Annotated in this window: 10 protein-coding genes; 8 read left to right on the forward strand and 2 right to left on the reverse strand. The window is 70.4% G+C overall.

The window, feature by feature from the left end; all coding sequences use genetic code 11:
• Window positions 1-7 precede the first annotated feature (7 nt).
• The gene (locus ACSQ2F_RS01495) at window positions 8-6,490 is read left to right on the forward strand and encodes an Hpt domain-containing protein (RefSeq protein WP_436019058.1); all 6,483 of its coding nucleotides are present in this window, start codon (window positions 8-10) and stop codon (window positions 6,488-6,490) included.
• A gap of 25 nt (window positions 6,491-6,515) precedes the next feature.
• Window positions 6,516-7,559 carry a GGDEF domain-containing protein gene (locus tag ACSQ2F_RS01500; RefSeq protein WP_436019060.1) on the forward strand — a complete coding sequence of 348 codons (1,044 nt, stop codon included), beginning with the start codon at window positions 6,516-6,518 and terminating at the stop codon, window positions 7,557-7,559.
• Window positions 7,560-7,593: 34 nt separating this feature from the next.
• Here the strand turns inward: ACSQ2F_RS01500 and ACSQ2F_RS01505 are convergent, their stop codons facing one another.
• The gene (locus ACSQ2F_RS01505; protein ID WP_436019062.1) at window positions 7,594-9,066 is read right to left on the reverse strand and encodes a cryptochrome/photolyase family protein; all 1,473 of its coding nucleotides are present in this window, start codon (window positions 9,064-9,066) and stop codon (window positions 7,594-7,596) included.
• Between the two features lie 33 nt (window positions 9,067-9,099).
• Here ACSQ2F_RS01505 and ACSQ2F_RS01510 point away from each other — a divergent pair, with 33 nt between their 5' ends.
• From ACSQ2F_RS01510 to ACSQ2F_RS01535, 6 genes are read left to right on the forward strand one after another with little or no spacing between them, the layout of a single operon-like run.
• Window positions 9,100-9,681 carry a YqgE/AlgH family protein gene (locus ACSQ2F_RS01510; RefSeq protein WP_436019064.1) on the forward strand — a complete coding sequence of 194 codons (582 nt, stop codon included), beginning with the start codon at window positions 9,100-9,102 and terminating at the stop codon, window positions 9,679-9,681.
• A 25-nt stretch (window positions 9,682-9,706) separates the two neighbouring features.
• The gene (ruvX, locus tag ACSQ2F_RS01515; protein WP_436019066.1) at window positions 9,707-10,117 is read left to right on the forward strand and encodes a Holliday junction resolvase RuvX; all 411 of its coding nucleotides are present in this window, start codon (window positions 9,707-9,709) and stop codon (window positions 10,115-10,117) included.
• The gene (gene pyrR / locus ACSQ2F_RS01520) at window positions 10,114-10,614 is read left to right on the forward strand and encodes a bifunctional pyr operon transcriptional regulator/uracil phosphoribosyltransferase PyrR (RefSeq protein ID WP_436019068.1); all 501 of its coding nucleotides are present in this window, start codon (window positions 10,114-10,116) and stop codon (window positions 10,612-10,614) included. The genes ruvX and pyrR overlap by 4 nt, the downstream gene beginning before the upstream one ends.
• A gap of 2 nt (window positions 10,615-10,616) precedes the next feature.
• Window positions 10,617-11,579, forward strand: coding sequence for an aspartate carbamoyltransferase catalytic subunit (locus ACSQ2F_RS01525; protein WP_436019070.1), 963 nt, complete (start codon window positions 10,617-10,619; stop codon window positions 11,577-11,579).
• A gap of 13 nt (window positions 11,580-11,592) precedes the next feature.
• Window positions 11,593-12,888, forward strand: a complete 1,296-nt coding sequence (locus ACSQ2F_RS01530; RefSeq protein WP_436019072.1) for a dihydroorotase — start codon at window positions 11,593-11,595, stop codon at window positions 12,886-12,888.
• Window positions 12,885-13,682, forward strand: coding sequence for a lysophospholipid acyltransferase family protein (locus ACSQ2F_RS01535; RefSeq protein ID WP_436019074.1), 798 nt, complete (start codon window positions 12,885-12,887; stop codon window positions 13,680-13,682). The genes ACSQ2F_RS01530 and ACSQ2F_RS01535 overlap by 4 nt, the downstream gene beginning before the upstream one ends.
• A 45-nt stretch (window positions 13,683-13,727) precedes the next feature.
• Here the strand turns inward: ACSQ2F_RS01535 and ACSQ2F_RS01540 are convergent, their stop codons facing one another.
• Complete coding sequence (locus ACSQ2F_RS01540) at window positions 13,728-15,566, reverse strand: hypothetical protein (protein ID WP_436019076.1); 1,839 nt, start codon at window positions 15,564-15,566, stop codon at window positions 13,728-13,730.
• Window positions 15,567-15,677 lie beyond the last annotated feature (111 nt).

Genomic DNA, 15,677 nt, shown 5'->3' on the forward strand with positions numbered 1-15,677 from the left:
GGCCCCGATGAGCGACCACCACAGCGAAACCACCGACGACCTCAGCGCACTGGCGTGGGTTCAGGAAGAACTCCGCCGCTCGCTGGAGTCCGCTCACAAGGCGCTTCGGCGGTTCATCAAGGACGCCGAGGCCGTGAGCGGCTCCGACGTCGATGCCGTCGACCCGGCCGTGTTGCGCACGGCCCACCAGCAGATCCACCAGGGTGTGGGCGCGCTCGAACTCGTCGGCCTGCCGGCCGTGGCGAGCGTGCTGCGCGCGAGCGAGGCCGCCGTCAAGCGCTTCGTGCTCAAACCCCAGAAGATGACCTCGGCCGACGTCGACGTCATCGAGCAGACCTCGTTCGCCTTGCTCGACTACCTGCAGCGCCTGCTGGCAGGCAAGCAGATTTCCGCGCTCGCGCTGTTCCCGCGCTACCGCGACGTGCAGACCGTGGCGGGCGCCGATCGCGTCCACCCGGCTGACCTGTGGACCTACGACTGGCGCTGGCGTGAAGTGCCGGGCGAGCCCGGTGTCGCGCCGCGTGCGGCCGATGCCTCGGCCCGTACCGAGATGGAGCAGCAGATGCTGCTGCTCATGCGCGGCCAGCAGACCACTGCCGCCTCGCGCATGAGTGACCTGTGCGCGGGCCTCGGCGCTGGCGCCCATGACCTGGCCGCCGCCACGCTGTGGCGCCTCGCTGCCGGCTTCTTCCAGAGCCAGGCGCTGGGTCTGCTGAACGCCGACGTCTTCAGCAAGCGCGTCGCCTCGCGCCTGTTGGCGCAGCTGCGCATCTTCGAGCGCGGCGAGACCGAAGTCTCCGAGCGCCTGGCGCAGGACCTGCTGTTCTTCTGCGCCCAGAGCGCCGTTTCCCCGCAAGGTCCGGCCGCACCCCGCGTCGCCGCGGTGCGCGAGGCCTATGAACTCGCCGACTTCACGCCGGTCGACTACGAAGTGAGCCGCCTCGGCCGCTTCGACCCGGCCTGGATCGCCCAAGCCAAGAAGCGGGTCTCCAGCGCCAAGGACGCCTGGTCCGGCGTCGCCGGTGGCGAGATGCACCGGCTTGGCGGGCTGTCCGAACAGTTCTCCCTGGTCGGCGATTCCCTGCGCCGCCTGTACCCGAGCGGTGAGGTGCTGGCCGAGGAACTGCAGCAGGCCGTGGTGCAGACGCAGCAGAGCGGCGCGGCACCCCAGACGCCGCTCGCGATGGAAGTCGCCACCAGCGTGCTGTACCTCGAGTCGTCGCTCGAGGACACCGATTTCGATCATCCCGAGCAGGCGCAGCGCGTGCGTCGCCTGGCGCAGCGCATCGCGAACGTTCGCGGCGGCCAGACGCCGGATCCGCTCGAAGCGTGGATGGAAGAGCTGTACCGTCGCGTATCCGATCGCCAGACCATGGGCAGCGTCGTCCAGGAGCTGCGCGCATCACTCGCCGAGGTCGAGAAGCACATCGACCAGTTCTTCCGCAAGCCCGCCGAGCGCGAGCCGCTGATGCCCGTGCCGGGCCAGCTCTCGTCCATGCGCGGCGTGATGTCCGTGCTCGGCATGGACCAGGCCACGCAAGCCCTGCTGCGCATGCGCGAGGACGTCGAGTCCCTCATCAACGCACCGGCCGATGCGGAAGGGCCCGCGCATGCGGCCACCTTCGACCGCCTGGCCGGCAACCTCGGCGCCCTCGGCTTCCTGATCGACATGCTGGGCGCCCAGCCGCAGGTCGCCAAGTCGCTGTTCGTGTTCGACGCGGCCACCGGTGCGCTCAGCCCGCTGATGGGCCGCAGTGCCTCCGCCCGCAATGCCACCAACCTTGCCGTGCCGAAGGTCTCGCCGGTCGTCGAGCCGCGCGTGATCGAGCAGGCCCAGGCGCTGGCCGAAGCGGCCGTCAGCGAGCGCATGCCGCTCGACGCGCTGTCGAGCGACCTCGAGCGCCTGCAGCATGAAGCGCAGGCGGCCGACCAGCCCAAGCTCCTCGCCACCATCGAGGAAGCCCAGCAGAAGATCGAACAGGCCCACGGCCTGGCCGAGGTGACCGAGGCTCGTGAGCAGCTCTCCGAAGCCCTGAACGATTTCGTCATCACGGCCGGCGATGCCGTCGCGCTCGACCCGCTGCCCCTGCCCACGCCCGTGGCCGCACCTGTGGCGGCACCGGTCGCCAAGGCGGCACCCGCGCCTGTGGCTGCAGCCCCGGTCGAGGCCGGTGGCGACCTGGCCGACGACCCCGAAATGCGCGAGATCTTCCTCGAGGAAGCGCGCGAGAAGGTCGGCGAAGCCCACGATTCCCTCAAGCAACTCGCCGCCGCCCCGGGCGATGTGGAACAGCTGACGGCCGTGCGCCGCGCCTTCCACACCTTCAAGGGCAGCTCGCGGATGGTCGGACTCAAGGAGTTCGGTGACGCGGCCTGGGCCTGCGAGCAGCTCTACAACACCTGGCTCGCCCGCCAGGACGCCGCCACGCCGGCCCTGCTCGACTTCTCCCACAAGGCCCTGGATCACCTGTCCGCCTGGATCGAAGCCATCGCCGACATGCGTGCAGGCGGATGGCGCTCGGGCCCGCTCGTGCAGGCCGCCGAGGCCTTCGGCCGCGGCGAACCGGTGCGCGAGATCGCCCAGCCGTCGGTTGAAGCCGCGTCGCTGGCCCCCGTGTCGCTGTCCTTCGAGGCGCCGGCTGCCGAAGCCGAGCTCCCCGTCGCTGCACCCGTCGCGCCGGTCGCCGAGCCGGTCGAGCCGAGCCCGCAGGTCGTCCTCAATGCCGAGCCGGTCCCGACGGGCGCTGGCTTCGAGGCTCCCGCGCCTGCGGCCTTGCCCGAGCTGTCGTTCGACCTCGACCTGGGTTCGTTCGACGAGGCGCCCGCCGCCAGCGCGCCGAGCACCGAAGCCTCCGCACCGGTCGACGAGCTGGCGCTGCCGGCCGCCGAGTCGGTCGAGATGATCGAGCTCGAGCTCGACGAGAGTTTGTTCGCCGACGTCATGCCGGCTCCGGCCGCACCGGCTGAAGCCGCCGTCCCGCAGGTTGCCGTCGAAGCCACCGAGGTCGATTTCGACTTCGACGAGCCGGCGGTCGAGTCGACTCCCGCGCCGGACGCGCCGGACGCTGCACTCGACCTCGATTTCTCCGAGGCCGCACCGGCCGAAGCCGCCGCGCAGGAAGCTCCCGTCGAGGCCGCGGCCCCGGCGGATGACGACCAGGTCCGCATCGTCGGTCCGCTGCGCATCAGCATCCCGCTCTTCAACATCTACCTCAACGAGGCAGACGAACTTTCACGCAAGCTCACCACCGAAGTGGCCGAGTGGGCGATGGAACTTCACCGCCCGGTAGGCGAGGTGCCGATCGCCCTGGCCCATTCGCTGGCCGGCAGTTCGGCCACCGTGGGTTTCGCCGACCTGTCGCAGCTGGCCCGCACGCTCGAGCATGCGCTCATGCGCTCGCAGGCCATCGGCAGCGGCACGCCCGAAGAGGGTCGCTTGTTTGTCGAGGCCGCCGAGGAAATCCGGCGCCTGCTGCACCAGTTCGCCGCCGGTTTCCTGAAGACGCCGCCGCCCGAACTGCTGGAGCGCCTGGCCGCGCATGAAGTCAGTTCCGCCCGTCGCCTGGAAGAGGTCAACGCCGCCGTCGATGCCCAGCCGCAACTGGATGATGCGCTGCCCATCGTGGCGCCCGAGCCGGAGCTCTCCATCGAGCCCGCCCCGGCCGCTGACGTGCCGGTCGAGGACACCCGTCCTGGCGCCCTGTCCGCCGCTGAAGTTGCGCAATACGTCGAGCCGATGGCCGAAGTGGCACCGCTCGCGCAGCCCGTGGCCGAAGCACCCGCTGCCCAGGCACCCGTCGAGCAGGCGGCCGTGCCGTCCGCTGCGGCCCGCGAATCCGCCTTCGGCGCGCTGCCCGAGCTGAACGAACTCGGTCAGGCCGAGTTCAAGGCGTTCGCTCCGCTGCCGACCGCTGCGGCGTCGGCTGCCGCCGCGACGCCGTTCCGCGCCGATCGCACCGATGACGACGACGACATCGATGCCGTCGACGCGGTGGACGCCGAGCTGTTCCCGATCTTCGAGGAAGAGGCCGAGGAACTGCTGCCCCAGCTCGCCTCCGCCTTGCGCGATTGGGCCCGTCAGCCCGAGGTGACGTCGCATGCCGCATCGTGCATGCGCACGCTGCACACCTTCAAGGGTGGCGCCCGCCTGGCCGGCGCCATGCGCCTGGGCGAAATGGCCCACCGCCTGGAGACCGGCATCGAGCACCTGCTCGCCGCCGAGCACGCCACCACGGCAGACGTCGAGCGGCTGCAGTCGCGCGCCGATGCCCTGGCCGCCACCTTCGACGCCCTCAAGTCCCGCGACGCCCAGGCCTACGCCGACGCGGCCGACGCGCTCGCCTCGGCACCGGCTGCCGCCGCGGCTGTGCCGACGCCTGTCGCATCGCCGATGGCCGCCGCCGCGCCGGTGGCGCCCGAGCTCCCGGTGGAACTGCCGCCGTCCTTGCCCGTCATCGCGCCCACGGCCGTCGTGCCGCCGGTGCTCACGGCGGTTCCCGAGACGCCGATGGCAGCCGCTGCCGCCGTGCCCGAAGCGCCCGAGCTGGCTCCGGCGTCCAGCGAGATCGACTGGTCGCGCTTCGCCGATCGCAGCGAAGACACCGACGCCGCGGCTCACCAGCCGGTGGCCGCAGCCAATGCGGCCATCCGCGTGCGCGGGCCGCTGCTCGAGCGCATGGTGAACCAGGCCGGTGAGGTCAGCATCACGCGTTCGCGGATCGAGGCCGAGGTCGGCAACATCCGCGGTTCGCTGGGCGACCTGACGGACAACCTGGAGCGCCTGCGCCAGCAACTGCGCGACATCGAGTTCCAGGCCGAGACGCAGATGATCTCGCGTCAGGAAGCCGCAAAGGCGGCACACGAGGTGTTCGACCCGCTCGAGTCCGACCGCTTCACGCGCTTCCAGGAACTCACCCGCATGATGGCCGAGTCGGTGAACGACGTGGCCACCGTGCAGCGCACCTTGCAGCGCACGCTCGAGACCACCGAGGACGAACTCGCCGCCCAGGCCCGGCTCACGCGCGACCTGCAGGACGACCTGCTCCGCACCCGGATGGTCGAGTTCGAAAGCCAGTCCGACCGCCTCTACCGGGTCGTGCGCCAGGCCGCCAAGGAAACCGGCAAGCAGGTGCGCCTGGACATCATCGGCGGCTCGATCGAAATCGACCGCGGCGTGCTCGACCGGATGACCCCGGCCTTCGAACACCTGCTGCGCAACTGCGTGACGCACGGCATCGAAAGCCCGGACGTCCGCACGGCGGCTGGCAAGGATGCGGCGGGCAACATCGTCGTGGTGCTGCGCCAGGAAGGCAACGAAGTCGGCGTGGAGTTCCGCGACGACGGCGCCGGCCTCAACCTGCAGCGCATCCGCGACAAGGCCGAGAAGACGGGGCTCATCGCCACAGGCAGCGAGCACACCGATGGTGAACTCGCCAACCTGATCTTCATGCCGGGCTTCTCGACCGCCGAAACGGTGACCGAGCTGGCCGGCCGGGGCGTGGGCATGGACGTGGTCCGCTCCGAAGTGAACGCCATGGGCGGCCGCATCGAGACGGCTACCGCGCCGGGACAGGGCACCAGCTTCACGCTCGTGCTGCCCCTGACCACCGCGGTGACGCAGGTCGTGATGCTGCGTTGTGGCCACAGTGTGGTGGCCGTGCCGGCCACGCTGATCGAAATCGTGCGCCGCCTGTCGGCCGACGAGATCGAGCAGGCGTACCGCAGCGGCAGCTACACCCTGGCCGATCGTTCCATGCTGTTCTTCTGGTTCGGTGCACTGCTCCAGCAGGCGCCGCTCAGCCAGGAAACCGGCCGCACCCGTCCGGTCGTGGTGGTGCGAAGCGCCCAGCAGCGCGTCGCCCTGCACGTCGACGAAGTGCTGGGTACCCAGGAAGTGGTGGTGAAGAACCTCGGGCCGCAGTTGTCGCGCCTGCCGGGTCTGGCCGGCATGACGCTGCTCGCCTCGGGCGCCGTCGCGCTGATCTACAACCCGGTGGCTCTGGCCACGCTGTACGGCGACGCCGCACGCGCGGCCACCCAGGCCGCCCGCCTGGCGCCGCACCAGCAGGACCTGAAGCCGACCCAGGCCGAGACCTCGGGCCAGCAGGCCGCACCGGTCGTGCTGGTGGTGGACGATTCCCTCACCGTGCGCCGCGTGACCCAGCGCCTGCTGACCCGCGAAGGCTTCCGCGTCATCCTGGCCAAGGACGGCATCGAAGCGCTCGAGCGCCTGGCCGAGGAGCGCCCGCACGTGGTGCTGAGCGACATCGAGATGCCGCGCATGGACGGCTTCGACCTGGCGCGCAACATCCGTGGCGACGCCCGCCTGTCCGACCTGCCGATCATCATGATCACGTCACGGATCGCCCAGAAGCACCGCGACTACGCCGCCGAACTGGGCGTCGATCATTACCTCGGCAAGCCGTACTCCGAAGAAGACCTGCTGGCCCTGATCGGCCGGTATACGCAAGCGGTGTCGGCTCCGGCCTGATTCCGCTCGTCGCAAGGCCGTCACGATGTCCCAACTGGTCGACCACCTCGCCGAACTCACCGGGTTCCGCGACCGGGACATCGTCGATGTGACGCTGGTCAGCGCGCTGCATGACCTGCTCAACCCCATCTCCGTCGCCATCTACCGGGTGGTGGGGGAGGGCGGGGACGAGCGCTGGATCACCCGGGCCCGGCTCGGCGAGAACGACGCCGTCGCCACGGCCGATCCGGCCTGGGCCGACCCCGAGACGCTGCCCCGGCTCGACCAGTACCCGGCCCGCATGCAAGCCATGGCGGGGGAGACCAGCATCGTCACGATGCCCGGCGCGCTCAGCCGGAGCATCTTTCCGGTGCGAACCGACCGCGAGGTCGTGGGCGTGATGGAGGTGGAGAGCCGGGTGCCCCTGCGCGACGAAGACGTGCGCATGGTGACCAGCATCCTGCGCATCTATCGCAACTTCCAGGGGCTGCTCGACTACAGCGAGCGGGACACCCTCACCGGCCTGCTCAACCGCAAGACCTTCGACGAGAGCTTCCTCAAGGCCACCAGCGCCCCGCCGATGTCCGCCGCGATGTCGCAGGCTGCCACGCCGGATGGTCGACGCCATGCGGCATCGTCCCACCGGCATTGGCTCGGCGTGATCGACATCGATCATTTCAAGAGCGTCAACGACACCTACGGCCACCTGATCGGCGACGAGGTGCTGCTGTTGCTGTCGCGGCTGATGCGCAGCAGCTTCCGGTTCCACGACCGCCTCTACCGCTTCGGCGGGGAGGAGTTCGTCGTGCTGATGCGCTGTGCTTCCGAAGACGATGCGCGCATGGCCCTCGACCGCATGCGCGCCAACACGGTGGCCTACCCGTTTCCGCAGGTGGGCACCATCACCATCAGCATCGGTTTCACGGAAGTGAAGCCGGGCGACACCCCGAGCGCGGCCTTCGAGCGCGCCGACCGGGCGGTGTACTACGCCAAGGGCCACGGCCGCAACCAGGTGCAAAGCCACGCCGAACTCGTCGCGCGCGGCGAATTGGTGGACGACTCCAAGACGGGCGACGTCGAGCTCTTCTGAGCTGCCGGCCGCCCGGCCTCTTGCCCCGGCACCCTCAGGCCGCGTCTTCCGGCCCCTTCACCACCGCATAGCGTGCCAGCGTCTTCTGTCGCGCCTCGTCGTGCTGCACGATGGGTTGCGGATAGGTGCTGCCGAGCTGCACGCCGCCCTCGGCCAGTTCGATCGGTCGCGCCAGCCAGGGGGCATGGATGGCCTTGTCCGACAGGCCGGCGAGCTCCGGCAGGTAGCGGCGGATGAACTTCCCCTCCGGGTCGAAGCGCTCGCTCTGCGTGACGGGGTTGAAGATGCGGAAGTAGGGTTGGGCGTCGCAGCCCGTCGAAGCCGCCCACTGCCAGCCGCCGTTGTTGGCGGCCAGGTCGTAGTCGTTGAGCCGCTCGGCGAAGTAGCGTTCGCCCCATCGCCAATCGATGCCCAGGTCCTTCACCAGGAAGCTCGCCGTCACCATGCGCAACCGGTTGTGCATGTAGCCCGACTGGTTGAGCTGCGCCATCGCCGCATCGACGAGCGGGTAGCCGGTGCGCCCATGGCACCAGGCGGCGAACAGCACCTCGGCGTGCTTGCCGTGCTCCCAGCGGATGGCGTCGTACGCGGGCTTGAAGGCGGCGCCCACCACGTGCGGGTGGTGGAAGAGCACCTGGTGGTAGAAGTCGCGCCAGACGAGCTCCGACAGCCACACCCGGGCCCCCGGGGAGTGGACCTGCACCTGGTGCCAAGCCTCCCGCGCCAGCCGCCGCACCGACACCGTGCCGAAGCGCAGGTGCATCGACAGGTAGCTCGGTCCCTTCACGGCGGGGAAGTCGCGCGCTTCGCCGTAGCGGTCCATCCGGGGCAGGAAGTCGGCCAGCAACGCTTCGGCGCCCGCTGCTCCGGCGCCCAGGCGCAGCTCGTGCAGGTTCGTCGGCTCGAAGCCCGCCTCGGCCAGCGAATGCATGTGGGGCAGCACATCCTCCGGCAGCGGTGCGAGCGCGTCCGCGTAGGAGGCCACCGGATACGGCTTCAGGTAGAACGGCTCCAGCTTTCTCAGCCAGGCGTTGCGGTACGGGGTGAACACGCTGTAGGGCTTGCCGGTGGCGGTCAGCACCTCGTTGCGCTCGAACACCACATGGTCCTTGCTGGTGTGCAGCGCGATGCCGCGCTCGGCCAGCGCGCCGCGCACCTGGTGGTCACGCGCCAGGGCGGCCGGTTCGTCGTCGTGGTTGGCGTACACCGCTTGAACGTGCAGTTCGTCGGCCAGCCTCGGGATGGCGGCGGTGGCATGGGCATGGCGCACGATCAGCCGGGCGTCCGGGTGGAGGGCCCGCAGGTCGGCGTCCAGCGCCTGCAGGCTGTCGACGATGAACTCCACCCGCCGGTCGGCGCGCGGCAGCGGATCGAGGATCTCACGGTCGAGCACGAAGACGCACCACACCCGCCGCGCCGCCTTCAGGGCGTGGTACAGCGCGGCGTTGTCCTCGACGCGCAGGTCGCGTCGGAACCAGACAAGTGCCGAAGGGAGAGGCTTTTCCATGGGGGCAGTTTGCCTCAGGCATAAAATCCGGGAATGCCCGCCATCAACCTGACCAACCAGTTCCTCATCGCGATGCCCGGGATGGCGGACGAGACCTTCGCCGGTGCCGTGGTCTACCTGTGCGAGCACACCGAGAAGGGCGCGCTCGGCCTGGTCATCAACAAGCCGATCGACATCAAGCTCAAGAACCTCTTCGAGAAGGTCGAGCTCACGCTCGACCGGGAAGACCTGGCCGAGTCGCCGGTCTACTACGGCGGGCCGGTGCAGACGGAGCGCGGCTTCGTGCTGCACGAGCGCCTGGATGGCGAGGACGGCGAGGGGGGGCACTACAACTCCTCGCTCGTCATTCCGGGCGGCCTCGAGATGACCACGAGCAAGGACGTGCTCGAGGCCCTGTCCAACGGGGCGGGCCCCAAGCGCATCCTGGTGACGCTGGGCTACAGCGGCTGGAGCGCCGGCCAGCTCGAGGAAGAGCTCGGGCGCAACGGCTGGATCAACGTCAACGCCGAGCCCGGCATCATCTTCGACACCCCGGTCGAGCAGCGCTACGACAAGGCGCTGTCGCTGCTGGGTATCGACCCGCGCATGCTCAGCCAGGAAGCCGGGCACGCATGAAGGCCATGAGCCCGGGTTGCCGCGCATGACCCCGTCCGGAGCGGCCGCTTCGGCGGCGCGCGACTTCCTCGCGTTCGACTACGGCACCCAGCGCGTCGGCGTGGCCAGCGGCAACACCCTGACCCGCAGCGCCACGCCGTTGCGCACCATCGCAGCCGTTGGGGACGCGCGCTTCGAGGCCATCGCCCGCTTGATCGCCGAGTGGCGGCCGACGGCGCTGGTGATCGGCGTGCCGCTGCATCCCGATGGCGCGCCGCACGAGAACACCGTCCGCGCCCGCCGCTTCGGACGCCAGCTGCACGGCCGCTTCGGGTTGCCGGTGCACGAGGTCGACGAACGCTACACCACCACCGAGGCGCATGCCGCCGGGGCGGCCGACGTGGACGCCGCATCGGCCGCCATCATTCTCGAGCAATTCCTGAGAGACACCCCATGACCGTCAACCAGCTCGATGCCGAAGCCCTCTACACCGACCTCCTCGCAGGCGTGAAGCCGCTGGTGCAGCCTGGCACCGCCCTCGTAGGCGTGTGGTCCGGTGGCGCCTGGCTGGCCGAACGGCTGCAGCGCGACCTCGGCCTCGACGGCGAGCACGGTGTCATCTCCAGCGCGCTGCACCGCGACGACTTCTCGCGCCGCGGCATGAGCAGCGCCGAGCCCACGCGCCTGCCCTTCGAGGTCGATGGTCGGCACATCCTGCTCATCGACGACGTGCTCTACACCGGCCGCACCACGCGCGCCGTCATCAACGAACTGTTCGACTTCGGCCGCCCGGCCAGCGTCACGCTCGCGGTGCTGGTCGACCGCGGCGGCCGCGAGCTGCCAATCGAGGCCGCCTTCTGTGCCACCCGCATCGCGCTCGGCGCGGGCGCCCGCCTGCGCCTGGCCCGCGACGACGCCGGCCGGTTCAGCTTCGACATCAAGGAAAGCGACTGACGATGTTGCAACGACGCAACCCCCAACTGAACCAGCATGGCGAGCTGGTGCACCTGCTGTCGATCGAGGGCCTGCCGCGCGACGTGATCCACCACATCCTGGACACGGCCGGCACCTTCCTGAGCGTCAACGACCGCGAGGTCAAGAAGGTGCCGCTGCTGCGCGGCAAGAGCGTGTTCAACCTGTTCTTCGAGAACAGCACCCGCACGCGCACCACCTTCGAGATCGCTGCCAAGCGCCTGAGCGCGGACGTGCTCAACCTCGACATCGCCCGCTCCTCGGCCGCCAAGGGCGAGAGCCTGCTCGACACCATCGCCAACCTGAGTGCGATGCACGCCGACATGTTCGTGGTGCGGCACGGCGAGAGCGGGGCGCCGTACCTCATCGCCAAGCACTGCGCGCCCCACGTGCACGTCGTCAACGCCGGTGACGGGCGCCATGCGCACCCGACGCAGGGCCTGCTCGACATGTACACCATCCGGCACTACAAGCACGACTTCAGCCAGCTCACCGTGGCCATCGTCGGCGACATCGTGCACTCGCGGGTGGCCCGCTCCGACATCCACGCCCTCACGACGCTCGGCGTGCCCGAGATCCGCGCCGTCGGCCCGAAGACCCTGGTGCCCGGCGACCTGCGGGAAATGGGCGTTCGCGTGTGCCACGACATGAGCGAGGGCATCCGCGGGGCGGACGTGATCATCATGCTGCGGCTGCAGAACGAGCGCATGAGCGGCGCCATGCTGCCGAGCGCGGGCGAGTTCTTCAAGAACTACGGCCTCACCCCGGAGAAGCTCGCACTCGCCAAGCCCGATGCCATCGTGATGCACCCCGGCCCGATCAACCGCGGCGTCGAGATCGACTCCGCCGTCGCCGACGGCGGCCAGAGCGTGATCCTGCCCCAGGTCACCTTCGGCATCGCGGTGCGCATGGCCGTGATGTCCACGATTGCCGGCAACAACGCCTGACGGAACCCTGCCCATGAAGATCCTCATCCAGAACGGCCGCCTCGTCGACCCGGCCACCGGCCGCGACGAGCCGGGCGACGTGGCGATCGCCGCCGGCCGTGTCGTGGCGCTCGGCAAGGTCAGTCCCGATTTCCATCCCACCCGCACGCTTGACGCCACCGGCCTGGTCGTGGCCCCGGGCCTCGTCGACCTGGCCGCGCGCCTGCGCGAGCCCGGCTACGAGCACGAGGGCATGCTCGAGTCCGAGATGGCTGCGGCGGTGGCCGGCGGCGTCACGAGCCTCGTGTGCCCGCCCGACACCGACCCGCCGCTCGACGAGCCCGGGCTGGTCGAGATGCTCAAGTTCCGCGCCCGCAACCTGAACCAGGCCCACCTCTATCCCCTGGGCACGCTCACCCGGGGCCTGGCCGGCGAGGTGCTGACCGAGATGGCCGAGCTCACCGAAGCCGGCTGCGTCGGCTTCTCGCAGGCCGAGGTGCCGCTGGCCGACACCATGGTGCTGCAGCGGGCGCTGCAGTACGCCTCCACCTTCGGCTACACCGTCTGGCTGCGCCCGCAGGATGCGCACCTGGGCAAGGGTGTGGCCGCAAGCGGTGCGCTGGCGACCCGGCTCGGCCTGTCCGGGGTGCCGGTCGTGGCCGAGACCATCGCCCTGCACACGATCTTCGAACTGATGCGGGTGACCGGCGCGCGGGTGCACCTGTGCCGCCTGAGCAGCGCCGCCGGCATCGAACTCGTGCGCCGGGCCAAGGCCGAGGGCCTCCCGGTCACCTGCGACGTGAGCGTGAACCACCTGCACCTGATCGACATGGACATCGGCTACTTCAACGCCGCCATGCGCCTCACCCCGCCGCTGCGCCAGCAGCGCGACCGCGATGCCATCCGAGCGGCCCTGGCCGACGGGACCATCGACGCGCTCGTGAGCGACCACACGCCGGTCGACGAGGACGCCAAGAACCTGCCGTTCGCCGAGGCGGAGCCGGGCGCCACCGGCCTCGAGCTGCTGCTGAGCCTGGCGCTCAAGTGGGGCGAGGAGAGCGGCGCGGGCCTGTCGAAGGCGCTCGGCACCGTCACCTGCGCGCCGGTGCGCGTGCTCGGCGATGCACTGGGCTCGCTGTCGTCGAGCGCGGGCCGCCTCGTGGAGGGCGGCATGGCCGACCTCTGCCTGTTCGATGCCGGCGCCCGCTGGACGGTGGAGCCGCGCGCCTTGCGCAGCCAGGGCAAGCACTCGCCGTTCGCCGGCATGGAGCTGCCCGGACGGGTGCGTACCACGCTCGTGGCCGGACACGTCGCCTACGAGGCGGCATGACGAGCCTGGTGGCGGCAGACGCTTCCCCGCCCGCCCAGGTGAGCCTCGCGCGCTCGGCCTGGCGGCTGGCCGCCTGCCTCGCCATGCTCGTGCGCGGGCTGCTGACCTGCCTCTTCATCTTTCCCTTCTGCAGTCCGGCCCGTCGGATGGCGCATGTGGGCCGCTTCTGCGACCTGACGCTCGGCGCCATGGGCATCCGCGTCGTCACCGAAGGCGCGGCGCACCCGGGCCCGGTGCTGCTGGCGGCCAACCATGTGTCGTGGCTCGATATCCTCGCCATGGACGCGGCCCTGCCGGCGCGCTTCGTGTCGAAGGCGGACATCCGCAAGTGGCCCGTCATCGGCTGGATGGTGGCCTGCGGCGGCACCCTCTTCATCGAGCGTGAACGCAAGCGCGATGCGATGCGGGTGGTGCACCAGGTGGCCGCCTCCCTGCAGGACGGCGACATCGTCGCCATGTTCCCCGAAGGCACCACGAGCGATGGCCACGGGTTGCTGCCTTTCCACGCCAACCTGTTGCAGGCCGCGATCGCGACGCACACGCCGGTGCAGGCCGTCGCGCTGCGCTACCGCGACGCCGGCGAGCCGGTGAGCCGGGCGGCCGCCTTCGTCGGCGAGATGACCCTGCTCGAATCCCTGTGGCTCATCGTGCGCGCCCGCGGGCTGGAAGTGCAGGTGCAGCGCCTGCCCGCCGTGCCGACAGAAGGCTGGGAGCGGCGTGCGCTCGGCGAGCGGCTGCGCGGCGACATCGCCGCGGCGCTCGGCATCGACCCGTCCGCCCCCGCCCACCGCTGAACCGTGCGCGGGCCATGCCCACGCAGGTCCGTCGGCGCGCCATGTTCAGCGCTGGTTGCGCTGCATGAAGGCCGCCAGCGGCCGCACGACGTTGTTGCTGGCGTCGTCGTTGGCGGTCAGCACGTCGACGTGGGTGTAGCCCTCGCTCAAGTGCACTTCGAAGCCGCCCGCCACATCGCCGTAGGTGCGCGCGGCGGCCAACGGTGCCTGGCCGGCCGGCGTGCGCGGCGTGCCGGCGGTGCAGCTCGGTGCGGCGCACGGCGCGATGGCCTCGGCAAACCCGCGCCAGATGCCGGCCACCGGCGTCAGGCCGTTGGTGCCGCCGAACGCGATGACCGGAATGTCGATCTTGCGCGCCTGCGTCTGGTTGACGATGTCTGCGCGGCCACGCCCACCCTGGGCGACGGGCAGGGACAGCGCGCTGGTATCGAGTCCCAGGTTGGCTCCACCCGTGGGTGAGTTGCCGATCAGCAGGCCGGTGCTCGGGTAGTACCAGTCGCTGTAGGTCGTGTCGCCGAGGAAGAAGGCGCGGGCGAAGCGCTTGAGGCTCGTGGGCTCGACCTCCTTGCCCCAGGCCGGGGTGGCCAGGCTCACGGTCGCCGGCATCGGGCCGAAGTCGCGGAATGCCGCGGCCGGCAGCGGGTCGGTGTTGTCGAGCCAGATGCGCGTGCCGTCGGCCCGCGCATCGCCGAGATAGCCGAGCGAGATCGAATAGAACACCGTGCGCTCGACGTTGTCGTCGTCCATGAAGCTGCCGAGCGCCGCTCCGGCCGTGACGGGGAAGGCACGCGGATTGAAGTCGCTCACGCGGGCGTAGACGTTGTTGCCCGCCACGCCGCCCTGGTCGGCCTGCAGCAGCGCCTGGCTGCCGTTGATCGTGCCTTCGAACTCGATCTGCATGCCCGAGACCTCGGTGGAGGCGTTCACGCGCGGCGTGAGCCCGGGGCGCGAGACGAAGGCCGGCTCCGTGCCGGCGGCTACCGCGGCGTAGAGGCCACCCTCGGCCGCCGCGATGACCGCATCGAGCTGCGCTGCGGTGGGGGGCGTGGCGGCCAGCGAGCCGCCGGGACCCTCGAACAGCACAAGGCCGGCAAGCTTGGCATAGCCGGGCTGAGCCGGTCCGGTGCCGGTGAGGTTGAAATCGGTGGCGGCGTAGCGGGCGACGAAGCCCGTGCCGGCCGAGTGCCCGCCGAGGAACACCGTGCCGTTGCGTGCCCCCGCGCGGGCACGCTCGACGACCGCATCGATGTCGAACGAATGGACCTGGGGCGTCCAGTTGGCCATGAAGGGCACGTCGGTGCCCTCGTAGAACACCGCGCGCCGGGTGAGCTTCGGGTCGAGCGGCAGGCCGAGCGCGTCGCCGTACAGGAAGTTGAGCGCGGTCAGAGGGCTGCGGGCCTGTTCGGCGATCTGCAGGCCGACCATGTCCTGCAGCTGCACGGAGCGACGGTCCACGCCCCAGAGCTCGACGACCTTGCCGTGGTCCTTCCACATGCGGGCGACCAGGTTCTCGGCCAACACGATGTAGCTGTGCGACGCAGCCAGGGTGCCCGGCACGGCCACCAGCACGGCATCGACCGGCCGGCCCGCATTCGCCTTCAAAGCGTAGCGGGTGTAGCGCACGTTGTTCAGGTTCACGTCGGTGCGACCGAACTGGACGGCCAGCTTGCTGTCCGCGGCGACGACGACGCCCTCGGACCCCGGCGTGCCGGCCGGCCGGGCCGCACTGGCCACGGAGACCGTTTCGATGGCCAGTTCGCCCGAGACGGGTGCGGGCGCGTCATCGCCCCCGCCACCGCAGGCGGCCGACAGGCTGGCGCTGGCCAGCAAGGCGCCGATCAACCGGCTGGTGAGGGTGGGCCGGGGCGGGTGGGCTGCGCGCATGGGGAGTCTCCGTGTCGTGATGTTGTTCGCCCACTTTATGCACGAGTGTGCAACAAAGGCATCGGGTGGACTACCTGTCTCCAGCGTGACGCCTTGGCAAGGGACTTCACT

The organism is Rhizobacter sp. LjRoot28 (assembly GCF_964253025.1).
Taxonomy (GTDB): Bacteria; Pseudomonadota; Gammaproteobacteria; order Burkholderiales; family Burkholderiaceae_C; genus Rhizobacter.